General features: G+C 56.1%; 18 protein-coding genes and 3 tRNA genes. 6 read left to right on the forward strand and 15 right to left on the reverse strand.

Annotated elements, in window-relative coordinates:
• Positions 1-134 precede the first annotated feature (134 nt).
• Positions 135-1,340, forward strand: a complete 1,206-nt coding sequence (csdA, locus tag C0560_RS16600; protein WP_248859090.1) for a cysteine desulfurase CsdA — start codon at positions 135-137, stop codon at positions 1,338-1,340.
• Positions 1,340-1,786: a cysteine desulfurase sulfur acceptor subunit CsdE gene (csdE, locus tag C0560_RS16605; protein ID WP_123428644.1), complete on the forward strand. Its 447-nt coding sequence runs from the start codon at positions 1,340-1,342 to the stop codon at positions 1,784-1,786. The genes csdA and csdE overlap by 1 nt, the downstream gene beginning before the upstream one ends.
• On the opposite strand, the gene tcdA is transcribed toward csdE, so the two are convergent.
• Both tcdA and mltA read right to left on the reverse strand, forming a co-directional pair.
• Positions 1,777-2,583, reverse strand: coding sequence for a tRNA cyclic N6-threonylcarbamoyladenosine(37) synthase TcdA (gene tcdA / locus C0560_RS16610; protein ID WP_123428642.1), 807 nt, complete (start codon positions 2,581-2,583; stop codon positions 1,777-1,779). The two genes, csdE and tcdA, sit on opposite strands and share 10 nt — an antisense overlap.
• Positions 2,584-2,680: 97 nt before the next feature.
• On the reverse strand, positions 2,681-3,778 hold the full coding sequence (gene mltA / locus C0560_RS16615) for a murein transglycosylase A (protein WP_100779097.1): 1,098 nt from the start codon (positions 3,776-3,778) through the stop codon (positions 2,681-2,683).
• 208 nt (positions 3,779-3,986) lie between these two features.
• Here mltA and C0560_RS16620 point away from each other — a divergent pair.
• The 3 genes from C0560_RS16620 to C0560_RS16630 all read left to right on the forward strand — a co-directional run bounded on the left by C0560_RS16620 (position 3,987) and on the right by C0560_RS16630 (position 4,315).
• Positions 3,987-4,063: transfer RNA gene (locus C0560_RS16620), tRNA-Met, on the forward strand.
• Between the two features lie 55 nt (positions 4,064-4,118).
• Positions 4,119-4,195, forward strand: a tRNA-Met gene (locus tag C0560_RS16625).
• Positions 4,196-4,238: 43 nt separating this feature from the next.
• Positions 4,239-4,315 (forward strand) — tRNA-Met (locus tag C0560_RS16630).
• Positions 4,316-4,404: 89 nt separating this feature from the next.
• On the opposite strand, the gene amiC is transcribed toward C0560_RS16630, so the two are convergent.
• Positions 4,405-5,658 (reverse strand): N-acetylmuramoyl-L-alanine amidase AmiC, encoded by a 1,254-nt coding sequence (gene amiC / locus C0560_RS16635; protein WP_100779096.1) that lies wholly within the window; start codon positions 5,656-5,658, stop codon positions 4,405-4,407.
• Positions 5,659-5,886: 228 nt separating this feature from the next.
• Here amiC and argA point away from each other — a divergent pair, with 228 nt between their 5' ends.
• Entirely contained in the window at positions 5,887-7,218 is a 1,332-nt protein-coding gene (argA, locus tag C0560_RS16640) for an amino-acid N-acetyltransferase (protein WP_100779095.1), read from the forward strand.
• A gap of 50 nt (positions 7,219-7,268) precedes the next feature.
• Here the strand turns inward: argA and recD are convergent, their stop codons facing one another.
• The 12 genes from recD to rppH all read right to left on the reverse strand — a co-directional run bounded on the left by recD (position 7,269) and on the right by rppH (position 25,602).
• On the reverse strand, positions 7,269-9,089 hold the full coding sequence (gene recD, locus C0560_RS16645) for an exodeoxyribonuclease V subunit alpha (protein ID WP_248859091.1): 1,821 nt from the start codon (positions 9,087-9,089) through the stop codon (positions 7,269-7,271).
• Entirely contained in the window at positions 9,086-12,631 is a 3,546-nt protein-coding gene (gene recB / locus C0560_RS16650) for an exodeoxyribonuclease V subunit beta (protein ID WP_248859092.1), read from the reverse strand. Before recB ends, recD begins: the two co-directional genes overlap by 4 nt.
• On the reverse strand, positions 12,628-15,510 hold the full coding sequence (gene ptrA, locus C0560_RS16655) for a pitrilysin (RefSeq protein ID WP_248859093.1): 2,883 nt from the start codon (positions 15,508-15,510) through the stop codon (positions 12,628-12,630). The genes recB and ptrA overlap by 4 nt, the downstream gene beginning before the upstream one ends.
• 140 nt (positions 15,511-15,650) lie before the next feature.
• Positions 15,651-19,025 carry an exodeoxyribonuclease V subunit gamma gene (gene recC, locus C0560_RS16660; RefSeq protein ID WP_248859094.1) on the reverse strand — a complete coding sequence of 1,125 codons (3,375 nt, stop codon included), beginning with the start codon at positions 19,023-19,025 and terminating at the stop codon, positions 15,651-15,653.
• A 12-nt stretch (positions 19,026-19,037) separates the two neighbouring features.
• On the reverse strand, positions 19,038-19,361 hold the full coding sequence (locus tag C0560_RS16665) for a prepilin-type N-terminal cleavage/methylation domain-containing protein (protein WP_248859095.1): 324 nt from the start codon (positions 19,359-19,361) through the stop codon (positions 19,038-19,040).
• The gene (locus tag C0560_RS16670; RefSeq protein ID WP_248859096.1) at positions 19,346-19,747 is read right to left on the reverse strand and encodes a DUF2509 family protein; all 402 of its coding nucleotides are present in this window, start codon (positions 19,745-19,747) and stop codon (positions 19,346-19,348) included. Before C0560_RS16670 ends, C0560_RS16665 begins: the two co-directional genes overlap by 16 nt.
• Complete coding sequence (locus tag C0560_RS16675) at positions 19,744-20,307, reverse strand: prepilin peptidase-dependent protein (protein ID WP_248859097.1); 564 nt, start codon at positions 20,305-20,307, stop codon at positions 19,744-19,746. Before C0560_RS16675 ends, C0560_RS16670 begins: the two co-directional genes overlap by 4 nt.
• Positions 20,301-20,762 (reverse strand): prepilin peptidase-dependent protein, encoded by a 462-nt coding sequence (locus C0560_RS16680; protein WP_181826794.1) that lies wholly within the window; start codon positions 20,760-20,762, stop codon positions 20,301-20,303. The genes C0560_RS16675 and C0560_RS16680 overlap by 7 nt, the downstream gene beginning before the upstream one ends.
• Before the next feature lie 184 nt (positions 20,763-20,946).
• Positions 20,947-21,741, reverse strand: a complete 795-nt coding sequence (gene thyA / locus C0560_RS16685) for a thymidylate synthase (protein WP_100779086.1) — start codon at positions 21,739-21,741, stop codon at positions 20,947-20,949.
• A gap of 6 nt (positions 21,742-21,747) precedes the next feature.
• Positions 21,748-22,623 carry a prolipoprotein diacylglyceryl transferase gene (lgt, locus tag C0560_RS16690; RefSeq protein WP_107702914.1) on the reverse strand — a complete coding sequence of 292 codons (876 nt, stop codon included), beginning with the start codon at positions 22,621-22,623 and terminating at the stop codon, positions 21,748-21,750.
• A gap of 189 nt (positions 22,624-22,812) precedes the next feature.
• Complete coding sequence (ptsP, locus tag C0560_RS16695; RefSeq protein WP_100779084.1) at positions 22,813-25,059, reverse strand: phosphoenolpyruvate--protein phosphotransferase; 2,247 nt, start codon at positions 25,057-25,059, stop codon at positions 22,813-22,815.
• A 12-nt stretch (positions 25,060-25,071) separates the two neighbouring features.
• Positions 25,072-25,602: an RNA pyrophosphohydrolase gene (gene rppH / locus C0560_RS16700; protein ID WP_100779083.1), complete on the reverse strand. Its 531-nt coding sequence runs from the start codon at positions 25,600-25,602 to the stop codon at positions 25,072-25,074.
• Positions 25,603-25,663 lie beyond the last annotated feature (61 nt).

Below are 25,663 nucleotides of genomic sequence, written 5' to 3' on the forward strand. Positions count from 1 at the left end.
ATTCACCTAACACTATTCAGCATAACCTGCTTCTCAAGACCTGCCAGGACAAACAGACAATTCCGATAGCGATCAACAACCTTGCCCTGCCGCCGAAATTGCGCGACGATCTCCATATTGATATGAGGAATTCCATGAACGCTTTCAGTCCTGCGCATTTTCGCGCACAGTTTCCGGCGCTGGCCGATGCCGGTGTTTATCTCGACAGTGCCGCCACAGCGCTTAAGCCGCAGGCTGTGATCGACGCGACAAATCAGTTCTACAGCCTGAGCGCAGGGAATGTGCATCGCAGCCAGTTTGCCGAGGCGCAGCGTTTGACCGCGCGCTACGAGGCCGCCCGCGATCAGGTCGCGCGTCTGCTCAACGCCGAAAGCGGTAAAAATATCGTCTGGACGCGTGGCACCACCGAGGCGATCAATATGGTCGCCCAGTGCTACGCTCGTCCGATCCTGCAACCGGGCGACGAGATTATCGTGAGCGAGGCCGAGCACCATGCCAATTTAGTGCCGTGGCTGATGGTCGCGGAACAAACGGGCGCCCGGATCGTAAAACTGCCGTTGGGCACGGATTTACTGCCCGACGTCGGGCGTTTACCCGAACTCATCACCCCGCGCAGCCGAATTCTGGCCCTCGGACAAATGTCGAACGTTACCGGCGGTTGTCCGGATCTGGCCCGTGCCGTTGAAATGGCACACCGCCACGGCATAGTTGTGATGGTCGACGGCGCGCAGGGCGTTGTGCATTTCCCGGCGGATGTCCGCAAACTGGATATCGACTTTTACGCTTTTTCCGGTCACAAGCTTTATGGCCCAACCGGGATCGGCGCGCTGTATGGCAAACCGGAACTGCTGACACAAATGACCCCGTGGCTGGGCGGCGGAAAGATGATCACCGAAGTGACCTTTGACGGTTTCAAAACCCAGGAGCTCCCTTACCGCCTCGAAGCCGGTACGCCAAACGTGGCGGGCGTGATAGGGCTGAGCGCCGCACTGGAGTGGCTTGCTGAGACGGACGTCGAGCAAGCCGAAAGCTGGAGCCGTGGACTGGCCACACTTGCAGAAGAAGAGTTAAAAAAACGTCCCGGATTCCGCTCGTTCCGCGTTCAGGATTCCAGCCTGCTGGCGTTTGATTTTGCCGGTGTTCACCACAGCGATATGGTCACCCTACTGGCCGGATACGGTATCGCCCTGCGCGCCGGACAGCACTGTGCACAGCCGCTGCTTGCGGCACTCGGCGTCAGTGGTACGCTGCGCGCCTCGTTTGCCCCCTACAACACGCAAAGCGACGTTGATGCCCTGGTGGCGGCCGTCGATCGCGCCCTTGAACTCCTGGTGGATTAATGACGAGCTCATCCTTAGCCGGACACCCATTCGGCAGCGTGATCACAGAAGAGACGCTGAGACAAACGTTCCTCCCGCTCACCCAGTGGGAAGATAAATACCGTCAGCTGATTTTACTGGGCAAGCAACTCCCCACACTTTCTGATGCGTTAAAAGCGCAGGCGAAAGAAATTCCAGGCTGCGAAAATCGCGTCTGGCTGGGTGTGACGACATCCGGGGAGACGCTGCATTTCTTTGGCGACAGCGAAGGGCGGATCGTGCGCGGTTTACTGGCAGTGCTGCTCACCGCCGTGGAAGGCAAAAGCGCCCGGCAATTGCTGGATGGCGATCCGTTGGCGCTGTTTGACGAGCTGGGGCTGCGCGGACAACTGAGCGCCTCACGCAGCCAGGGCCTGTCCGCACTCAGCGAAGCGGTGCTGAACGCCGCCCGTCAGGTTCAGGCCTGACGGTTGGCTTTGGCCATCATTTTCTTCAGGGCGTGAGAGACAGCGACAAAACCAAAGGTTGCGGTGACCATTGTTGCCGCGCCAAAGCCTGAGGCGCAGTCCATTCGTTTCGGCCCTTCTGCGGTGCTTTTCATGGCGCAGACGGAGCCATCTGCCTGCGGATAGACCAGCGCTTCAGTTGAGAACACGCAGTCTACGCCCAGCTTACCTTTACTGTTTTTCACCACGTTAAAATCGTTTTTCAGCCTTTCACGCAGTTTAGCCGCCAGCGGATCCTGAATGGTTTTCGCCAGATCCGTCACCTGGATCTGCGTCGGATCGATTTGACCGCCCGCTCCGCCCGTGGTCACTAATGGGATCTTGTAGCGACGGCAATAGGCAATCAGGGCCGCCTTCGGACGCACGCTGTCGATTGCGTCAATCACGTAGCTAAAGCCGGTGCCCAGGTATTGCGCCACATTATCGGCGGTGACGAAATCATCAATCACCGTGACGCGACATTCCGGGTTAATCAGGCGGATGCGATCTGCCATCACTTCCGCTTTCGCCAGGCCAACGTTATCGCGCAGGGCATGGATCTGACGGTTGGTATTCGTGACGCAAACATCATCCATATCAATAAGAGTAATCGCGCCAATACCGGTACGCGCCAGCGCCTCGGCCGCCCAGGAGCCGACTCCGCCAATACCGACCACGCAGACGTGCGCATCCGCAAACAGTTGCAGGGCTTTTTCACCATATAAACGCGCCGTACCGCCAAAACGTTGACGCCAGGCATCGCTGATTAACGCAGACATAAGACCTCAGGATGTAAAAAGGGTGAGGTTTTATCCTCACCCTGCCCTTCTCCATCACAGGAGAAGGCGGTAAATATTACGCGCTAGATTACCACATTCAGCCACTGAAAACGTTGCCAGCACTTGCTGCGGGTTTGAGAACCCATACGCGTCCATAATGGTTATACCAGCCCGCACGATGGCCCGCATCCGCACCAATGCCCTGATAAATATCGAAGTGCTGGCCTTTAATGGCCCCACCGACATCCAGCGCCACCATCAGGCGTAATTCATACTGACCGCTGAATTTGCCGTTGTTGTCCAGGGTCGGCACTTCTGCCAGCAGCGTGGTGCCCGGCGGAATAATAGAACGATCGGAAGCCACGGATGCACGTCCAATCAGCGGAACCGCGCTGGCCCCTTTCACCGGTGCGTAATTTTGCGGTTTAAAGAAGACGAAGGACGGGTTCTGCTCCAGCAGCTCACGCACTTCCGCTTCGCTGTGCTTTTCGCCCCACTCGCGAATAGCCTGCATCGACATATCTTCTTTCTTAACTTCCCCGCGATCGATCAGCACTTTGCCGATACTGCGGTAGGCGTGGCCATTTTTACCGGAATAGCTAAAGAAGTTAAGAGGTGAACCATCACCAAAATCTATATACCCGCTGCCCTGCACATCCATGATGAAGTTATCCATCAGCGAGTTACTGTAGGCCAGCACATACGTTTCGTTCAGCGCACCGGAATAGATCTCTGCGCGAGACGGCAGGCGGCCACGCTTTGGCGGCATGCGGTAAATAGGATACTGGAACTCGCCCTGACGGGTGTGTCGCGCCTGAACCACCGGCGTGTAGTAACCGGTGAATTGGACGTTACCGTAGTTATCGGCCCCTTCCATCTGCCAGGCATCAATGCCGTACTGGCGCATAGTGCGCGTATCGCCGCCTGCACGCAGCCAGTCCTGAACGGCGTTGTAGACGCTGTTCTGCGAGCCATACAGACGCGGTGACGCGGTGCGGATCTGGCTGACCTGCTCAGCGAAGTCACCCGCGTTGATCGGCGCACCCACGGCATCCGGCTGGTTAACTAAAGAGAAAGGCTGGGTGAATTTCCCGTCTTTATATTGCTGACCGCGATCGGTCGGTTTAGAGGAGCAGGCCGCAAGAATCGCTACCATTGCGCCCGTCATCAGATACTTCGCCCATCGTCCTTTCATTATATCTCGTCTTAAAGTTGCCCTGAGTCTCTATAAAGAAGATAACAAACCCCTCAGGCTATTGAAATCTGATAGCGCATCCTGAGGCAGGATTTGCGCATTAATCGTCCGAACAGGGCGATGTCGTTCATTTTACATACTAATTTTGGTATTTATGAGAAAAAGGGTTGCATCAAAAACCTATCCGAGTATAGTGCGCATCCACGGACGCGGGGTGGAGCAGCCTGGTAGCTCGTCGGGCTCATAACCCGAAGGTCGTCAGTTCAAATCTGGCCCCCGCAACCAATTAAAATTTGATGCAGTAAATTTCTACGATGTTTTTGCTCAGTAGAAAGACGGACGCGGGGTGGAGCAGCCTGGTAGCTCGTCGGGCTCATAACCCGAAGGTCGTCGGTTCAAATCCGGCCCCCGCAACCAATCAAGTTTTAAGCAGTAGTACGTAAAATAGAAGAAAGACGGACGCGGGGTGGAGCAGCCCGGTAGCTCGTCGGGCTCATAACCCGAAGGTCGTCAGTTCAAATCTGGCCCCCGCAACCAATTCTTCGAAAAACATTAGACACCCTCAAGGGTGTTTTTTTGTATCTGCCGTTTGTGGATTTGCCGGGCGTGAACCCGGCTCATACCATCTACCCTCTTCTGGCCAGCGTCGCGCCATCCGAGAAATACGCCTTTATCCCCGCCAGAATCGACTCTGCCACTTCCTGCTGGAATTTCGCGGTCTTGAGCTTACGCTCCTCTTCGACGTTACTGATAAACGCCGTTTCGACCAGAATCGACGGGATATCCGGCGCCTTCAGCACCGCAAAGCCCGCCTGCTCAACGCTATTTTTATGCAGCTTGTTCACATTCCCGAGTTTACTCAGCACCGCTTTACCAAATTTCAGGCTGTCGGTGATGGTGAGCGACTGCACCATGTCGAACATCGTGTGATCGACATAGCGATCGCCACTCTTGCTCACCCCACCAATCAGGTCGGAGGCGTTCTGGGAATCCGCCAGCAGCCGCGCCGCGGTACTGGTCGCCCCTTTGGTCGACAGGGCAAAGACCGACGAACCGCTCGGCTGCCTGCTGGTAAAGGCATCGGCGTGAATGGAGACAAACAGGTCAGCGCGCTGTTTCTGCGCTTTCGCCACGCGCACTTTCAGCGGAATGAACACGTCTTCATTACGCGTCATGTACGCCCGCATGTTGCCCTCTTTATCGATCAACGCCTTCAGACGGCGACCAATCTGCAACACCACGTCTTTTTCACGCGTTCGATATTTCCCGACCGCTCCGGAGTCTTCTCCGCCGTGGCCTGGATCGAGCATGATCACAATCGGGCGATCGCGCCCCGCTTTACCCGGCTGCGGGCCACTCTGCGCAGGAGGAACCTGCCTCTCAAGATCGCCTTTGTTGTAATCTTCCAGCAAGGCGAGGAGTGGATCCTGAATGTCCGTCGCATTAGCCGGATAGAGATCCATCACCAGACGCTCTTTAAAACCGGCCACCGGTGCCAGGGCAAACAGCTGCGGTTTAACGTTCTGCTTCAGCTCAAACACCATGCGCACGGTTTGCGGATCAAACTGGCCGACGCGGGCAGATTTAATGTAAGGATCATCGCCACGGATCTGCGCTCCCATGCCTTTCAGCACCGAGTTCAGATTCACGCCCTCGATATCCACCACCACACGCTCAGGATTGCTTAACGCAAACTGTTTGTATTTCAGTACCTGATTAGACTCTACCGTCACGCGCGTATAGGTCGAAGACGGCCAGACACGCACCGCCACCACCTGACTGACGGCGGCGAATGCAACCTGGCTGACGCTCAGCAACCACATCGCCCCGGCCCCTTGTAACAAGCGGCGGCGGCTTATTGTTGATTTGGATCCCGACATGCTTCTCCCGAGCAAGAAAACGAATTTACCGACAAAACGTCCAAATTGACCGAAAACTTTAGCGAATGATGCATAACCTGTCATCTATAAAAGGGTAAACAATCATGCAGTAACGCACGCATCACTTAATTTTTTCTCTGGTTTGCACTGAATTTAGGGTTGCGCGCGCGGCAATAATCGAATAAAAATACAGAAAATACGAATAAACATTCACTGAGGGGTTGTGCCGTGGTAAAGGAACGTAGAACCGAACTGGTCCAGGGATTCCGCCATTCTGTTCCCTACATCAATACCCATCGGGGAAAAACGTTTGTCATCATGCTGGGTGGCGAAGCCATCGAACATGAGAACTTTTCCAGTATTGTCAATGACATCGGTCTGCTGCACAGCCTCGGTATTCGCCTGGTGGTCGTCTACGGCGCGCGTCCGCAGATCGACGCCAATCTGGCGGCCCACCACCACGAGCCGATTTATCACAAGCACACCCGCGTGACTGACGCCAAAACCCTGGAGCTGGTTAAGCAAGCAGCCGGGCTTTTGCAGCTCGATATCACTGCGCGTCTGTCGATGAGCCTCAACAATACACCGCTTCAGGGCGCGCATATCAACGTGGTCAGCGGCAATTTTATTATTTCCCAGCCGTTGGGCGTGGATGATGGCGTGGATTATTGCCACAGCGGGCGTATCCGTCGTATCGACGAAGAGGCAATTCATCGCCAGCTCGATAACGGCGCGATTGTGCTGATGGGACCGGTTGCCGTCTCCGTGACGGGCGAAAGTTTTAACCTCACCTCCGAAGAGGTGGCAACGCAGCTGGCGATCAAACTCAAAGCCGAGAAGATGATCGGTTTCTGCTCCTCGCAGGGCGTGTTTAACGAACAAGGGGATATCGTTTCGGAGCTTTTCCCGAACGAAGCCCAGGCGCGCGTCGAAGCGCTGGAAGCAGAAGGTGATTACCACTCCGGCACCGTGCGTTTCCTGCGCGGGGCGGTCAAAGCCTGTCGCAGCGGCGTGCGTCGCAGCCACCTGATTAGCTATCAGGAAGACGGGGCGCTTCTGCAGGAGCTGTTCTCGCGCGACGGTATTGGTACGCAGATTGTAATGGAGAGTGCGGAACAGATTCGTCGCGCCACGATCAACGATATTGGCGGGATTCTGGAGCTTATTCGGCCGCTGGAGCAGCAAGGGATTCTGGTCCGTCGCTCCCGCGAGCAACTGGAGATGGAGATCGACAAGTTCACCATCATCCAGCGCGACAATCTGACTATCGCCTGCGCGGCGCTCTACCCCTTCCCGGAAGAGAAAATCGGTGAAATGGCCTGCGTGGCAGTGCATCCAGACTACCGCAGTTCATCGCGCGGCGAAGTGTTGCTTGAGCGGGTCGCCGCCCAGGCACGTCAGATCGGCCTGAATAAATTATTTGTCCTGACCACCCGCAGCATTCACTGGTTCCAGGAACGCGGCTTTACACCGGTCGATATTGATTTGCTGCCGGAGAGTAAAAAAGAGATGTACAACTATCAGCGACGTTCGAAAGTGCTGATGGCGGACTTGAGTTAACCCCACAGGCCCTACGCTTCCCTCTCCTAAACAGAGAGGGAGCCAAACACTCAGGCAGATTCAAACACCGCGCTTAACCCGCTTCGCCGCTCGGTACGCGTCGTCACTGCCTGCGCCAGCACACGCTCGTCGGCATACAGCGACAGCCTTTTCCGCGCGCGGGTGATGGCGGTATACACCAGCTCGCGCGTCACTACCGGCGACATTTGCGCGGGCAGAATCAGCACCGCGTGATCAAATTCCGAACCCTGCGATTTGTGCACCGTCATCGCCCACGCCGTTTCGTGTTCTGGCAGACGGCTTGGCTGCACCGATTTCACGCTGCCATCGGGCATCTGGAACCAGACGCGCAGCCCCTGGCCGCGATCGAGTGCAATGCCGATATCACCGTTAAACAGCCCAAGAGCGCTGTCGTTACGGGAGATCATCACCGGGCGCCCCTCATACCAGCGGGAGTGCGGCTGGCGGAAGATTTTCCGCTTCTGCGCTAACGCCAGCTCCAGCCGTTCATTCAGCCCGGTGACGCCAAACGGCCCTTCGCGCAGCGCGCACAAAAGCTGATAATCACCGAAGGCCGCAATCACAGCTTCCGGTGCATCTTGCTGCTGCACGCTCATAAGGAAACGCTGATAACCCTGCAATGCATCCTCGAGCATGGCGATATACTCTTCGCCCGTCTGGAGTGGCTTTTTCTCAATGTCGTCAAATGTGCCGTTAAATACCGTCCTGATGGCCGCACGATCGCCGCGGTTAACGGCGGCGGCGAGCTGGCCGATACCGGAATCGCTGCCAAAACGGTAGCTTTTTTGCAACAGGCACAGGCTGTCGCGCAAGGCGCCCGCCCGTTCTTCTGTGTGCCCTTCAATCGGGCAGCCGGTCAGGTGCGACAGCTCCTGCGCGCGCGTGAGGGTATAGCCTGCGCTGGCATAATTGCAGATATCCCCCAGCACGGCCCCCGCCTCAACCGAGGCCAGCTGATCGCGATCGCCCAGGAAAATTACGCGGGCGTGCGGCGGTAGCGCGTCGATCAGGCGCGACATCATCGTCAGATCGATCATCGACGCTTCGTCGACCACCAGCACATCCAGGTGCAGCGGATTCCCTGCATGATAGCGCAGACGCTGGCTGCCCGGCTGGGCGCCAAGCAGGCGGTGCAGCGTGCTGGCCTCATTCGGGAACAACTTGCGCTGGGCATCATTCAGCGGCAGTTTTTGCAGCGTGCTGCCCAGTGATTCCGTCAATCTTGCCGCCGCTTTGCCCGTGGGAGCAGCCAGCCGGATACGGCATTTCTGCTCGCCCGCCATCTGAATCAGCGCCGCCAGCAGTTTTGCCACGGTGGTGGTTTTCCCCGTCCCTGGCCCGCCAGAAATCACCGAAATGCGCCGCGTCAGGGCTACCGCCGCCGCCACTTTTTGCCAGTTCACTGTTTCTGAATCACCGAACAGGTCATTCAGGGTTTGAATCAGTGCAGTATCGTCATAGGGCAGAGGCTGATTAAAATCATTAAAGAAATGCGCAATCGCCAGCTCGTTACGCCACATGCGATTGAGATAGAGTCGGTCGTGACAAAGAATTAAGGGCGTCGGGATATCACCGTGACTGACGGCGTCAGAGCGCAGTAGCACGTCTTGCCAGTCCGTCGTTTCGCCGAGGAGGGCGAAACAGGCCTGCAGCGGAGCGGGCATTTTCTCATCCGGTACCAGGCGTGACAGGGGCAAGCACACATGGCCTTCACCGGCATCTTTGCTGAGGATCGCGGCGGCCAGCATGACCGCAGCATCGTTATCCGCCACCATCATGGCAAACTGCGCGTCGAGAGGGCGCAGCGCACGCTGCTCTACCGCATCAAGTAACCGCTCTTTCATTGTCATTGGGCCACCTCTTCCGTGCTCGCGGCAAACAGTCTGTCCATTTTATCAATCAACAACGGATCCGGGCGCGTGGTAAAGATCCCCGACTGCGGATCCCGGGCGTCAACGCCACGTAAAAACAGATAAATCACACCGCCGAAATGGTCTTCATAGTTGTAATCCGCGATGCGGTGGCGCAGGTAGCGGTGCAGCGCCAGGGTGTAGAGTTGATACTGCAAATCATAGCGGTGCGACTGCATTGCGGCGGCCATTGCCTGGCGGGTATAGGCCTCGCTGTTTTCGCCCAGCCAGTTGGATTTGTAATCCAGCAGGTAGTAGCGCCCCTCATGGCGGAACACCAAATCGATAAAGCCTTTCAGCATCCCGCTCACCTGGCGGAAATTGAGCGCCGGGCTGTTCTTCGACAACGGATCGTGCTCGCGAATAATCGCATCCAGTGCGTTCGCTGTCAGCGGCCCGGCAATCGGGAGATAGAACTCCATCTCAACCTGTTTTTCTTTTGCCGTAAGCTGGCTTAGGGAGATCCCCGAATCATTAAGCGGCGCCTCTAAAATCGCCGTGATCCACGCGGTAAGTACCGGCTGCCACTGAGCGTCGTACCCGCCTTTTTGCAGCATCTCCAGCACCCACTCCGGCGACACCGGCTGCGTAAAATCGAGCGTTTCAAACAGGCTATGTAAAAACGTGCCTGGCGACGCACCGCGCGGGAACTGATGCGGTGTCAACTCGGGTTCTGCCACCACCTCACCTACGCCCGACGCATCTACGTCGAGTTTGGGCATCAGATCCTGCGCAATGTTTTGTCCATGCTGCTGTAGGCCGGAATAGCTGGTGACTCGCCAGTCGTCCACCAGCGCACGCGTAATCTGCCGCGCGCCTAAATCGGGCACCGATGGCTCTGGCATCTGCCAGCGGGAAAGATCGGGCTGGCCGGGGATCTGCAGGGCAATATTTTCATCACATAACGCGTCGAGACACTGGCGCAGCCCGGCGGCATCTTTGGGCTCACCTTTTTGAATCAGCCTCCCGAGCGCACTTTGATGGAAATCGCTCTCCCCCGCCTTCTCGCCGCGACGGCGGAACAGCGGCGCAACGCCCAGGCTGCAATGCCAGACGGAGCGCGTCAGGGCGACATACAGCAGGCGTAAATCTTCCGCCAGACGCTCCGCCTCGGCAAGCTCAATACTAGAATCGGCTTTGCTGAGATCGAGCACCGGCTCAAACGACACGCGATCGTGATAGAACGCCTGATCTTGTGCACGATAGTTGGCGATAAACGGCAGACAAACCAGCGGATATTCCAGCCCTTTTGATTTGTGGATCGTCACGATTTTCACCAGATGTTTGTCGCTTTCGAGACGCATCTGCTGACTGGCCGCATTGCTGTTAGGATCGGCGATATGCTGCGACAGCCAACGCACCAGCGCATGTTCGCTCTCAAGCTGCGATCCCGCTTCCTGTAAAAGCTCGCTGATGTGCAAAATGTCGGTCAGGCGGCGTTCACCGCCTGCGGTCGCCAGCATATTTTCAGCGACATGACGCTGAGCCATCAGTTCGCGCAGCATCGCCATGACGCCGCGTTTTTGCCAGCGCTCACGATAATGCGCAAACTCTTCAACCACCGCATCCCATGCGCTTTCGTCGTTATTCAGCGCATCAATATCGCGCGCGTTAAGACCGAGCATTGAGCTTGCCAGCGCATTGCGCAACGTACTCTCCCGCTCAGGCGTCAGCACGGCCTGCAACAGCCATAGCATCTCCTGCGCTTCGAGCGTTTCAAACACGCTGTCGCGGTTAGAGAGATAAACAGAAGGGATCGCGAGCAGCGTGAGGGCATCGCGCACCAGCGACGCCTCCTGGCGACTGCGCACCAGCACGGTAATGTCCGAGGCGCTGACCGCTTTAGCGGTGTGACCTTTCCACAGTAGCGCTTCGCCCTGCGCACCGGCGCTGAGCCAGTCGCGGATCTGCGCCGCACACTGCTGCGCCATGACGTTCTGATAATCACTGACGCCACAGCCTTCGCCGTCCATCAGCCAAAAGTTCATCGCAGGCTGAACGTTGCCACGGTACTCAAAGCGTAGTGCGCTGTTTTTCTCAGCCGACTTAACGGGCGAGAACGGAATTTCTTTGAACATGAAAGCCGCATCCATACGCTCAAAAAGCGTATTTACACTCGCCACCATTCCCGGCGCGGAACGCCAGTTGGTGTCCAGCGTATAGTGCGCTTCGACCTCTCCGCGGGCTTTCATGTAGGTGAAGATATCCGCGCCGCGAAAGGCGTAGATGGCCTGTTTAGGATCGCCAATCAGCAACAGCGCCGTTTCGGGCTGTTTGCGCCAGATACGGCGGAAAATACGGTATTGTTGCGGGTCGGTATCCTGGAATTCATCGATCATTGCTACCGGGAAGCGGGCGCGGATCGCCGCTGCCAGCGCGTCGCCATTTTCACTGCCGAGTGCCGCATCCAGACGGCTTAGCATATCGTCGAAACCCAGCTCGCCACGACGACGTTTTTCACGCGCAACGGTTTCGCGGATCTCGGCCATCGCACGGGTGATCATCAGATCGTTAAGGGTCAGCGGCTGCGCCAGCAGCGTTTCTATCGCGACAAACAACGGATGTTCAGGGACGATACCGTCAGCTTTGGTGCGCTCCACCAGGAAGCTCTGAGAAAACTTCTCCAGCGCATCGGGCAGCTGATAGCTGCGCGTCTCTTCCTGCGCCCAGGCGCTGATTTTTTCGATCCATTTCGCCTGATTACCACGGTTAAATTTGCGGCGATCAATGCCGGAATTTTCAAGAATGGCGTCGATATCGGCAACCGACTCGCACCATTTTTGCTTCAGGGCGGCTATCAGCGAAATAATTTTCTCGTGTCGCGCAGCCAGCGTTTCATCCGCAGGCGGCGGGGATTTTATCGCCGGTGCTTCGCCTTGCAGGTAGCGTTCGATAGCGCGTAAAAGTTCTTCCGGCCCTTTCCATAAGACATGCACCGCTTCGGCGATATCACGCGGGAGCGGATAGCAATGGCGGCGCCAGAAGTCCGCGCACGCCCGATGACGCAGTTCGGATTCATCCTCAATGAGTTGCTGTTCAAAGAGCATGCCCGATTCAAACGCATTCAGGCTCAGCATGCGCTGGCAAAAACCGTGAATGGTAAAGACGGCGGCTTCGTCCATTTGACGCTCGGCCAGAAGCAGCCATTGAGCGGCCTGCTGCTTATCAGCGATCTCTTCAAGAAGACGAGCGTAAAGTGGGTTGTCTGTGGTCTGGCGCAGGCAGGCGATACGCAGTTCGTGTATGTTCGCACGAATACGTCCGCGCAGCTCGGCGGTCGCCGCTTCGGTGAAGGTCACCACCAGCAGTTGTTCCACGCTGAGCGGGCGCCCAAACGCAGCATTGCCGCCCAGTCCTAACAGAAGGCGCAGGTAGAGGGCGGCAATGGTGAAGGTTTTTCCCGTTCCCGCTGAGGCTTCAATCAATCGTTCGCCCTGTAGCGGCAAACGTAAGGGATCAAGGGACTCAGCGGTATCGGTCATTCTTTCTTACTCCAGGGCATCGATTTCTGCAGTGCGCTGACGCTCTCCCAGACTTTCCAGCCCTGCGGATTCACATAATCCACTTTCCCGTTCTGGCTGCCGGAAACCTGAGACAAGCATGCCATGCCTTGCGGCTTCACCACCGCCTGGTGGAAGAAGTCAGCAACCTTTTGGGGCGTCAGCAGTTTTATCTCGGCCACTACTTTATCACGTGAATCAAAGGTCATATTACCCTGATCGAAATCTTTGCTCAGCTGCGACGCCTCTTCGCCCAAGGTTTGCGGAGCCTGCTGCACCTGCGCGATCACGGCCTGCTGAATTTGAGCAAACTCTTCCGGCGTCATTTTGCGCAGTTTCTCTTCAGCCTGCGGGAAGAAGGCTTGGTAACGCTGCCACAGATAAGCGGGCTGTTTATCGCTGCTCTGCAACAAGAAGCCCAGTCCCCACTGGCGACCCACGTTCATCGAGAACGCAAACACCGCATAGCCAAGCTGCTCTTCGGTACGCAACTGATTGTAGAACCATGGCTGGATGATCTGCCCCAGCACCGCGCTGTAGGCGGAGCTGGCATACTCATCGTAGCCGGTCGGCACAAATACTGCGGCCAGCGCAGAGTCCGTGCTGCTCCCCGCCTTTTCAAAGATCACATTCTGCTGTTTTTCCACCAGCACATTCTGGTTACGGCACCACTCGTTGCCGTTGGCACCCAGCTGTTTGCGAACATTCTGCGCGAGGGTTTTGGCCTGATCTTCACTCATGTTGCCGACAACCAGAAACTCGGGGCGCGAATGGGTTTTCAGGGCCGTCCGGTAATCCATCACCTCTTTCAGGGTGATTGACGGCAGCAACGCGCGGCGCGTTTCACGCTGGAAGTACGGAATTTGTGACAGCATCTGCACAGGCATAATCGCCTGATCAAAAGCTTTGCCTTTTTCCGCCGAATCCATCATTTGCGCATACCAGGATTTGGCCTGCTCCAGCTGCTCTTCGGTCGCCGTGTAGCTGAAATACCCCTCCAGCAGCGCCTGGAAAAGCTGCGGTAAACGCTGGGTGTAACCGTTAGCATTGACCATTAGCCCGTTGTTGGCGTTGGTGGAGAAACTGATCCCACCGACAGCCGCCTGATTGCTGAGCTGATCCAGGGCGATCCCCGCCAGATAGTCATTCAGCGCAAACATCACCTGGTTTTTAGCGCTGTCCATGGCCTGCGGATTGCGCAGCACCACGCTGACATCGGCTTTCGGCTCACTGGCAAAATAGCGGCTTGGGGTGTAAACCACACGTAACGTCGGTTCGTTAACGATCAGTTCCGGATGCGGGTATTCCTTTGCAGGCTTGATAAGCGTGAAATCGTCAGGAATGTACGGATTAAGTTCAGGCAATTTTAACGCAATCTGGCCGGACTCTTTCTGCCAGTCAGCGAAGGTTTGCGCGCTGATTTTATTCACCTGATACGGCGCATCGACAAAGTACGCGGTTTTGTTATGCGGCTCTTTCGGGCTGATATACCAGATGCGGGCGTTCTGCGGAGTCATCATCGCCAGGCGCGCTTTGATGGCATCAGCGTCATAGCGATCGGCAATGTTCACCGCATCCAGCGTATTTTCCACCGGAACACGAATCATGGTGTCAGCCAGCCATTCAACATAGTCCATATCGCGGGTGATCGACGGGTAGCGGAAATCGAGATCCAGCACGTGGGCCAGTTCGTCAAAGTAACTTTTATCCACACCGTTATCGCGCAGCAACGACAGATAGCTGAAGATCGCCGCTACCACTTGATCGCGGTGCGCAAGGCCTTTGTCGGTCAGGGTTGCCGAGATCGCGAGAACACCACTGTTACCATTAACGACAGGATCGGAATCAGCACGGATCCCCTCTACCAGCCCCTGCTTCTGCAGCCAGTCAGAGAGCGTGCCCGGGCTGCGATTACCGATCAGATAGGTGAGGAGCTCATCCGTCTTACTGCGAAACTGCGCGGTATTGTTATCAATACGGAACTCGACACGCAGCACTTTACGCGGCATCGCAGGCACGTAGTGAATGATGATCCCTTTTTGCTCATCCGTGACCACTGGCGTGGTGATCTCCGGCTTTTCGATATTTTTATTCGGCACACGACCATAGGTTTGTGCCGCAAGACGCGCCAGCTCCGGCAGCGGTTTGTTGCTGTAGACCACCGCTTTCATCAGATTGGCGGAATAGTATTTATCACGAAAGGCGTGTAAGGCATCGAGAACCGGGCTGCCAGGTTTATCGCTCAGGGTTTCCAGGTTACCCCCTGAAAAACGCGAGCCTGGGTGCGCCGGGTTAATTGTTTCGGCACTGACCTGCGCCATGCGCATACCGTCTCGCGTGCGCGCCATGGTCAGTTCGGCATTGACGGCGTTACGCTCGCGATCGGCATACTTTTTATCCAGTAAAGGCGACGCGATGGCATCGGCGAGACGGTCAACCGCCCCTTCCAGCGCATCATTTTCGACTTCAAGATAGAACGCAGTGCGATAAGGTGCCGTGCTGGCATTGTGACTGCCACCATGCATTTTGAGGAATTCAGAGAGGCTATCCGGCTGCGGATATTTTTTGGACCCCATCAGCGTCATGTGTTCAAGGTAATGGGCAAGACCAGGATGCGAATCGGGGTCTTCCAGCGAGCCGACGGGGACGACCAGCGCAGAGAGCGATTTAATCGCCTGCGGATCGGAGACCAGCAGCACAGTCATCCCGTTATCAAGACGAATAGCCTGATACTGGCGGGTGTCTTTTTCGCTCTTATGGATTTTTTCCTGAACGGGCTGCCAACCGGTATCTGCCTGAGTGAGGGGTGCCCAGAGGGCGACAAACAAAACAAACGCTTTTAACAAGGTGCTGCCTGGCATTCACTACCTCTTCATCACGGCTACATCATTAACAATTTGCGTGCTGGGCACGCCAGCATCTCTTTATGTAGGTACATCAGTCCGTGACAAGAGGGGCATAATAAATGAACGCTTTCTCCTGCGCAATTTTTATACAATCATCAGGACTGATTAAATTTAAACAAAGGTAACAGATAGCGTTGAGCCTCTTGCGTAATGGCGTCGAAGTACTCCGGCTCAAGGGTTCTCCATAACCGCTGATACCAGACATCATCACCCTCTCCGCGCACCATCATATTTCCTTCATACGCCTGTAAAAACTTGCTGCGCGCTTTTTGCAGCGAGGCGTCATCCGTTAACATGGCATCATTCTGCGCGTCGTAACAGGCTTTTATCCACGCCCCCCCACTTTCTGGCAGCAACAGCAGCGGCTTGTTCATCCCCTGGCGATAGCCCTCGATATAGGGTTCGAGACAGGCCAGAGCCTGATCGGACGCCATTGGAGGGAAGCGCCATTCGCCGTCCTTACGGACGAATAAACGGCTTTCACCTTCGTTACCGCCCGCACAGTAGACAAGATGTTCGAGCCAGAGTTGCAAACCTTGTGACACACTGAGCATGGCAGGACGCCAGCGCAATAGCCCGTCCTGCTGCACCTGCTGTAGCCAGCCCGTGAGCTGAATACCGTTGCAGGTCAGATCGATTTCAAGGCTTTTTCCCGGCTGACGGAATTCAATGACGCGATCGGCCAGAGCCTGCATCTCCTGACACTGCATATCCCAGGCGATTTCTCCAAATGCACCATACGGGAGCTGGCCTGCGGCCCGATAGCGACGAAACAGCGTCTGTGCATTTTCCTCTTCAACCAGCGCATTAAGCAGCTGTTGATTCAGCTGATAGCGGCTTAATCCATTGAGGGTGAAAGGTTCTGCATCGGGGATCTCGCTCTCTTCGGAGCGGAAATTCACCTGCAACCGCTGCTGGAAAAACGCGCGTACCGGGTGCGCCCAAAACCGTTGCAACTGCTCAAAGGTGAGCGTCTCAAGCAAACGAGGCTCAAGTTGCTGAATGAAATCCGTATGGGCTTGCCCCTCTTTCCTCGCAGCGGGCAGCCATTCGCGGGCATAGCTTTGCTGTTCGTTATCGACGTAGTTAGCCGGATCGAACGGCATGCGGGTGTGGAGACAGGTGATGTGAGCTTTTACCCGCTGTTCGCTTTCGTCGCAGTTACGCGCCTCATCACCCGGCAGATAGTGGCTTTGCCCAATGTAATCGACCAGTTCCTGCACCAGCACTGACGGGAAGCGCTCGCTGTTATCCTGAATGGAATGCCCTATATAGCTGATATAGAGCTTTTGCTGGGCCGAAATCAACGCCTCGAGGAAGAGGTAACGGTCATCGTCACGTCGGCTACGGTCACCACGCTTCGGCTGCTGGCTCATCAGATCAAAGCCCAGCGGCGCCAAAGCACGCGGATAGATACCATCGTTCATTCCGAGCAGGCAAACGACCTTAAACGGAATCGAACGCATTGGCATCAGGGTACAAATATTGACGGGACCGGCAAGGAAGCGCTGGCTAATACGTTCCTGATCCAGGCGCTGCGTCAGTTCATCGCGAAGCAAGGAGAGCGGAATAGCCTCGCCATAATGAGATGAAATACCTTCGTCGATAATGGCCTGCCACTGTTGTTCGATAAGCGCCATCGCCGCTTCGGTGTCCGTGTCGGGCAGGAAGAAATCATTCAACATTTCCCGGCACAGTGGCTGCCATTCCTCAAGCGTGCGGGACTGCATCAGCTCGCGCCGCCAGCGATTAAGCTGCATCAACAGTGAAGCCAGATGGCCGACCAGTTCGGCAATCAGCCCTGAAGATTCATCGTAAGGCAGGACTTCATTCCACTCCCCCTGATGGCTCTCCATTGCATAGCCCAGTAGCATACGCGTCAGGCCGAACTGCCAGGTGTGTTGCCCCGTCGGCGGGAGCTCGAACTCCTGGACGTTATCATCGTCAATCCCCCAGCGAACGCCCGATTCATTGACCCACTGGCGCAGATAGCGCAGCCCCTCTTCGTCGATGTCGAAGCGAGCAGCCAGCACCGGAACATCCAGCAGCGCCAGTACGTCTTCCGAAATAAAGCGGCTATCGGGCAGAGCAAGCAGGCTGATAAACGCTTGCAAAGCCGGATGCGACTGGCGCGCCCGGCGGTCGGAAACGGCATAAGGCAGATATCGCTCGCCGGTGGCGCTACCAAACACCGCCTGAATAAACGGGCTGTAGCTGTCGATATCCGCCACCATGACCACAATATCGCGCGGCGTCAGTTCAGGATCGTCCTGCAACATCGCCAGCAGCTTGTCATGAAGCACTTCAACTTCGCGCTGCGGGCTATGACACACATGTACGGTAACGCTGCGATCCTCTGGATCCAGTTTTCGCTTCTTATCGCTGCGGGCAAACTCTTCTGCTGTGATCCCCGCGATGGCGCGGTTCTCCAGATCGAGAATATCCAGTTGCACGTTATGCAGCAGACTATCAGGAGTGATCTCCGCAAAGGCATCCACATCGCCTTCGCCGGACGAGGTGATATCGGACAGCATGTGAATGTAGTCACGCCCCAGTTTTCCCCAGGATGCCAGCAGCGGATTCGGCAAGTTTTGAATGCCTTCGTCATCAAAGAGCTGCGCAGCATTGTCGCTGTCTTTGAAGAGCGGGATCGCGCGCTCTTCAAAGATCCGCCGCCGTTGGCGAGCGACAAGACGGGCGAGCCATTTAGGGTCCTGAATATCCCCCCAGTAATGGCGACACGGGTTGGTGAACAGAATGTGGATATCGACATGCTTGCCCAGGGCTTTTAGCGCGCTCAGATAAACAGGTGGCAGAGCGGAAATCCCGCATATAAAGACGCGCGACGGTAACCCGGCAGGCGGTTCAGAGGCCTTTTCGAGGGTTGAGATAAACCGCTCGTAAAGGTTGGCACGGTGCCACTGCGGCTGGCCCAGTTTTTCGGTGTGTTCCACCAGCGCTTTCCACAGCGGGGCCTGCCAGATTTGCGCCTCAGGCAGGCCGTCAATCAGCTCACCCTTTTCCCAGGACGTCAGCCATTCCGGGCGATAGACCAGATACTGGTCATACAGATCCGCCGTCCGCGAGGCCAGCTGGAACAGTTTACGTTTGTCGGTATCATCGCTCAGGTAGTGGCGCAGCATGGCGAACGCATCGCTCGCCAGCATATCCGGCAGCAGCGACATTAGCTTCCAGCTCATGCTTTGCTTATTGAATTCGCTTTTTTTGGGGATGTCCGGCAGGACGCGAACAAACATCTCCCAGATGAAACTCGCCGGGAGCGGGAACTCAATATTTGCCGCAATACCGAATTTTTGCGCCAGGGACATTTGCAGCCACTGAGCCATACCGGTGCTTTGCACCAGCACCATTTCTGGCTCAAAGGGATCGGCAGGATGCTCGCGCTCGACGATAAATTCCATCAATGCTTCCAGCACATCCAGACGATTTGAGTGGTAGACCCGTAACATAGACGCTCCCGACTACTGACTAAGCGGGCAATGCAGGCGTGTCATCTGACCCTGCCGCCCCAAAGGCGAAATTATAGTGACCGAGATGCTGACACATCCAGCCTGCATTGTCTGCCCCCTGTTTATCCGCCAGCCATCCGGTAACGTCCCCTGTGACAGCTGGGTCTGGCTCCAGGCAGAGTGCCAGAGCTGGCGATACTGATTGAATACCGTAAATCGCGCTGCCAGCGCCCGATGATAGCCAGACAGCGCAGTAATGACGATAACCAGTAGCATCATCGCTAACAAAACTTCCACCATACTAAATCCCTTTTGCCGGGCTAAGGTAGCTGACACAGTGCGCTCTCCTTCAGTGGACAAAAATCGCTCCAGCCATGGCGGGAGAACACCACTCGCCCGTCCTGGATTATCCCGCCGCGCCACAGCAGCAGCTCACCACTCCCCGCAATAAGCAGGACGCGGTTGTCTTCAGTAACGCGCAGACAGACTCGCCCTGGCAGCCCTTTTTTGCATTGAATACCTGGCCCCACCGGCCAGAGCTGACTTTTGCCCCACTCCAGCGCCGACTGGACGTTGGCCTGCTGTAAAATCAGCTGCCGCTCACGGCTCACCATCCGCGTAAAAGCATCGAGCTGCAGATTAAGGCCGGTCAGGGTCAGGTTGCCGATCACAAGGAGCAACAGGACCAGCGCAAGCGATGACATCCCCCGCTGACGTTTCATAGATTAAATCCTGTGACACGATGTGTGACCTGTATTGGCTCGGCGTGTGGATGTGTTGTGGAAACAGCCAGCTCGATACTTAGCTCAGGCGCAAAGCCAGTGTGTTCAATTTTGCTCACCAGGAAGTGAGTCACCAACACACGTTCAGGTTCGGTCAACTTCTCCCAGCCTTTTCCTTCGCAGCTTGTGGCTCCCCGCTGGGTTTCTAGTGCGCCAGCTTCCAGGCGAAACCCTGTTTGCTCCGCCTCTGTCGAGGGGGCATTCTCCCAGCGGCCATTGCTGTTGGCATCCCATTGCACAATGACACAGCGCCCTGCCCTACCCATCGTCAACGCGGGCCCCTGACAAGAGCCGTTGCAGTATCCGGCCCTTTGCAGCTGCTTGCCGATAGCAGTGGCTCTGAGCCAGACCTCTTCTTCTAGCTCCTGCTGTTGCTCTTGCTTGAGAATGGCTCGCTGTAACGCCGGCATAAAACGCGCGGTACTCAGCAGCAAAATACTGCTAATTGCCATTGCGATGAGTACCTCGGTCAGCGAGAAGCCGCACTGGTTTTTCAACATGTTCCCTTCCCTGTGCTGTTGCACATCCTGATACGCCCGGTGTTCGACACGATAATTAGCCATTCTCCCGCTGGGCTTTTGATGCGTATTCTTCCAGGCCAGGCGGTATCCCGTAATCCATAAAACGCCAGGGATTTCGTCAGTTCTGCAATCGCGACTTCCGGCCATGGCAAATTGAGGACCAACCCGCTCTGAGTCTGGCAGTCCGCACTTTTCGTCGTCGCAAGACACGCCTTTTCGCCGTCCTTATTCACCACGATGAGATGATCCCGGTTATAGCCGTTCGCATCGTTACGAAGCTGTACCAGGTAGTCACGTACCTGATGGGCGGTTTGCCACAGGCGTTGCTGTTGCTGCCAACTCTGCCAGCCCGACAGCCCTGTGGCGCTGAGAATGACGACAAGGGAAATTGCCACCATGGTTTCGATAAGCGTAAAGCCGCGTTGTTTTTTCATGCCCGCAGTGTGGCGGGAAGCGCCCAGAAAAACGACAGCAGAAAGTGAAGATTAAGAGGCGCTTTCCTGTGAAAATCATCCGTTGCATTACGTTACAAAAACGCTGGAAAGCAGCTCGTAAAGGTGAAATCTGGGCAAAAAAAACCGGCGCTAAAGAGCACCGGTTGTGTCAGGATTTGATCTATCAGATAGCGACAGGGGCTTTGATACCAGGGTGGGGATCGTAGCCTTCAATCTCGAAATCGTCGAAGCGATAGTCAAAGATGGATTCCGGCTTACGCTTGATAACCAGCTTCGGCAGTGCGCGCGGTTCGCGAGTCAGCTGCAGGTGCGTTTGTTCCATGTGATTGCTGTACAGGTGCGTATCGCCACCGGTCCAGACAAAATCACCGACTTCAAGGTCGCACTGCTGCGCCATCATATGAACCAGTAATGCATAGCTGGCGATGTTGAACGGCAGACCGAGGAACACGTCGCAAGAGCGCTGATAGAGCTGGCAGGACAGTTTGCCGTCAGCGACATAGAACTGGAAGAAGGCGTGACAAGGCGCCAGCGCCATTTTGTCCAGCTCGCCGACGTTCCAGGCTGAGACGATAATGCGACGTGAATCGGGATCGTTTTTCAGCTGGTTTAGCACGGTCGTAATCTGGTCAATGTGGCGACCATCTGGCGTTGGCCACGCGCGCCACTGTTTGCCGTAGACCGGGCCGAGGTCGCCGTTCTCATCTGCCCATTCGTCCCAAATCGAGACGTTGTTTTCGTGCAGATAGGCCACGTTGGTATCGCCTTGCAGGAACCAGAGCAGTTCATGAATGATCGAGCGCAAATGGCAGCGCTTGGTCGTCACCAGCGGAAAACCTTCCTGCAGGTTAAAGCGCATCTGGTGGCCAAAAATAGAGAGCGTTCCGGTGCCGGTGCGATCGTTTTTTGGCGTGCCCTCGTCGAGCACTTTTTTCATCAATTCAAGATACTGTTTCATGGTTCCTCAGGAAAGCTGTTGCTGTGGACGACGGCGATACGCCCAAATCATCATTATGATACCCGCGACAATCATCGGGATGGAGAGAATCTGCCCCATGCTGATGTACTGTACCCATTCCCCGGTGAATTGCTGATCCGGCTGGCGGAAGAATTCAACGATGATTCGGAACGCACCATAACCAATCAGGAACAGCCCGGAGACGGCACCCATTGGACGCGGTTTGCGGATAAAGAGATTCAGAATGATAAACAGCACCACACCCTCAAGCGCCAGCTCATACAGCTGCGACATGTGGCGCGGCAGTGAGCCGTAGGTGTCGAAGATAGACTGCCACTCTGGGTGGGAAGGCAGCAGCGCAAGGTCTTCCGCACGTGAGTTCGGGAACAGCATCGTAAAGGAGACACTCGGATCGACACGACCCCACAGTTCCCCGTTAATGAAGTTACCGAGACGACCCGCGCCCAGACCAAACGGGATCAGTGGGGCAATAAAATCAGCCACCTGGAAGAAGTTGCGTTTGGTGCGTTTGGCGAAGATGACCATCACCAGAATCACACCTATCAGACCGCCGTGGAAGGACATGCCTCCGTCCCAGACGCGGAACAGGTAAAGCGGATCGTTCAGGAAAATCGGGAAGTTGTAGAACAGCACATAGCCGATACGCCCACCGAGGAATACCCCGAGGAACCCGGCATAGAGCAGGTTTTCAACTTCGTTTTTCGTCCATCCGCTGCCCGGACGACTGGCGCGACGACCAGCAAGCCACATGGCAAAGATGAAGCCGACCAGGTACATAAGACCGTACCAGTGAAGCGCAACGGGACCGATTGAGAAAATGACCGGATCAAATTCCGGAAAATGCAGATAACCACTGTTCATCTGTCACCACAAGATGTTGTTATTCCGCTGAAAGTGGACAGCGAAAAATAAGCGCGCGCAGGGTTAACCCACGCTCCAAAGTTGCGAATCATAGCACAAGGCAGGCGCGGAGGATGCGCCTGAGATGTAAAAGATGTGTATAGGGAATGGAGCAGAGTGTCGCTCCATTCGTGTAGGGAATGGGAAAGTTTAGCGGCCACCGCGGATCAAACCGCCCATGCCGCGACGCTCCATAAAGGCCGCGACCTGGTGACGGACTTCCGTCGCCAGCTGTGCCTCAAGGCTGCGTTTTGCCAGCTCCTGAGCATCTTCGATTTCGATGTGGCGCAGCAGATATTTCACACGCGCCACCGAGCGACCGTTCATCGACAGATGACGGAAGCCAAGACCGATCAGGATCGCCACACACATGGAATCCCCTGCCATTTCACCGCACAGGCGCAGGTCGATTCCGTACAATTCGGCGTCACGCGCAATCATCGCCAGCGCACGCAGCATCGCCGGGTGCAGGCTGTCGTAAATGCTCGCGACGCGCGTATTGTTACGATCCACCGCCAAAATGTACTGGGTCAGATCGTTCGTACCGACCGAGATGAAATCCACGCGGTTGGCCAGCTGTGGCAGCATAAAGACCATCGATGGGACTTCAAGCATCACGCCGAGGCGCGGTTTGGGAATCGCATAACCGATCATCTCTTCCACTTCGCGCCCAGCACGTTCGATCAAGCGACGCGCTTCGTCGACTTCATCCAGACTGGTCACCATCGGCAGAAGAATGCTGAGATTCCCCGTGGCGGCGTTAGCACGCAGCATGGCGCGTACCTGCACCAGGAAAATCTCCGGCTGATCGAGCGTAATGCGGATCCCACGCCAGCCAAGGCACGGGTTTTCTTCACTGATGGGCATGTACGGCAGCTGTTTATCCGCGCCAACATCCAGCGTTCGCAGGGTGACGGGCTTGTCGTTAAACATCTGCAACATTCCCTGATACTGCGCCACCTGCTCCTCTTCGGAAGGGAAGCCGCTTTGCAACATGAACGGAATTTCAGTGCGGTACAGGCCAATGCCGTCGATGCGGCTGCCGAGCTTCTCTTCGTGCGCCGGACTAAGGCCCGCGTTGAGCATCACCTTAACCCGCTCGCCGCTTTTCAACTGCGCGGGCAGATCGACGTCATCTTCCGCCAGGCGGCTTAATTCGTTTTCTTCACTGATTAATCGCTGATATTCCTGCAGCAGTACCGGCTCAGGATCAACCAGCAGCTCACCGCGATAACCGTCGACCACCAGGGTGCGGCGTTGCAGCACCGAAGGCTGAATATCCGCGCCCATAACGGTGGGAATACCCAGCGCACGCACCATAATGGCCGCGTGGGAGTTGGCTGCGCCATCACGCACCACGACGCCTGCCAGTCGGTCATGCGGCAGTTCGGCGAGAGTGGTAGCCGACAGTTCATCGGCGACCAGCACAAAGCGTTTCGGCCAGGCGTTTTCGCCCTGAATGGTATCGTCGAGATGGAACAGCAGACGCTGGCCCAGACTCCGCAGATCGCCCGCACGCTCTTTCAGATAACCGTCTGTCAGGGAGGCAAACTGCTCGGCGAACCGTTCGATGACCTTTTTCACCGCCCATTCCGCCACCGATCCTTTGTCCACTTCGGCGAAGAGTTCGCGGCGCAAGCGCGCATCGGACAGCAGGTGAGAATAAAGATCAAAAATCGCTGCCGTCTCTTTCTGCGCCCCCGCGGCAAAACGCTTACTGTAGCGTCGGAATTCGTTGGAGGCCTCTTCCAGCGCACCTGTCAGGCGTTCGCGTTCAAGGGCAGCGTCCAGCGTAGAGGCTTCGTACACCTGCTCCATGAGCGGCAGCGTGGCGTCCATCCATCCTTCAGCGATGGCCACGCCCGGCGATGCGGGCAGCGCACGGATACGCGTCTGGCGATACTGGCCAAACAGCGCAGCTAACTGAGACTGGGAGAGGATTGCGGCCATTTGCGTGGCCAGCGTCACGAGGAATGACTCCTCGCTTTCGTCAAACTGGCGAAGCTCACGCTGCTGCACCACCAGTATCCCAAGAAGCTGGCGGCGCTGAATGATAGGGACACCTAAAAACGCGCGAAAACGCTCTTCCTTGACGGAAGGGATATATTTAAAGCTGGGGTGTTTTTGCGCATCGGCGAGGTTGATAGGTTCCGCCAGCCGTCCAACGAGGCCAACGATCCCTTCATCAAAGGCGAGCGCAACGGTGCGACCACGCGGTTTTTTCAACCCACGTGTCGCCATCAGGTAATAACAGCGTCGATCGTGGTCGGCCAGATACACCGAACAGACTTCGGTTTCCATCGCAAGACAGATGTCGGTCACCAGAATGTCCAGCGCCTCATTGAGGCGCGGAGCACTGGCAACCTTTTCGACTATTTCTCGCAAGCGGGTGAGCATGATGTGCGTTGCTTAACCTCTTTTACGTCGCCAGGCAGGTGGGCTTTGCGGTTTAGGAGGGGCCTCCTGAAACGCAATCACCACACTTGCAAACTCTTTCATCACCCTGCGGTAAACGTCGCGCTTAAAGGACACGACCTGACGAACGGGATACCAGTAGCTCACCCAACGCCAGCCATCGAACTCTGGCGTACTGCTGGTTTGCATATTGATTTCCGAGTCGTTGCTCACCAATTGCAGAAGAAACCACTTTTGTTTCTGGCCGATACAAACCGGCTTTGTGTCCCAACGCACCAAACGTTTCGGTAACTTGTAACGCAACCAGTTGCGGGTCGAAGCCAGGATGCGAACATCTTTTCGGCTTAAGCCGACTTCTTCGAACAGCTCCCGATACATCGCTTGTTCTGGGGACTCTCCTGGATTGATCCCGCCTTGCGGGAATTGCCAGGAGTGCTGACCATACCGTCTTGCCCACATAACCTGGCCCTGACGATTACAAATTACGATACCTACATTCGGGCGGTAGCCATCGTCATCAATCACCGGACTACCTCAAACTAAACCTTATATATGATCGATTGTTTCATACTCCTGTGAGGCGGTA

Source organism: Lelliottia sp. AC1 (assembly GCF_023278595.1).
Classification (GTDB): Bacteria; Pseudomonadota; Gammaproteobacteria; order Enterobacterales; family Enterobacteriaceae; genus Enterobacter; species Enterobacter nimipressuralis.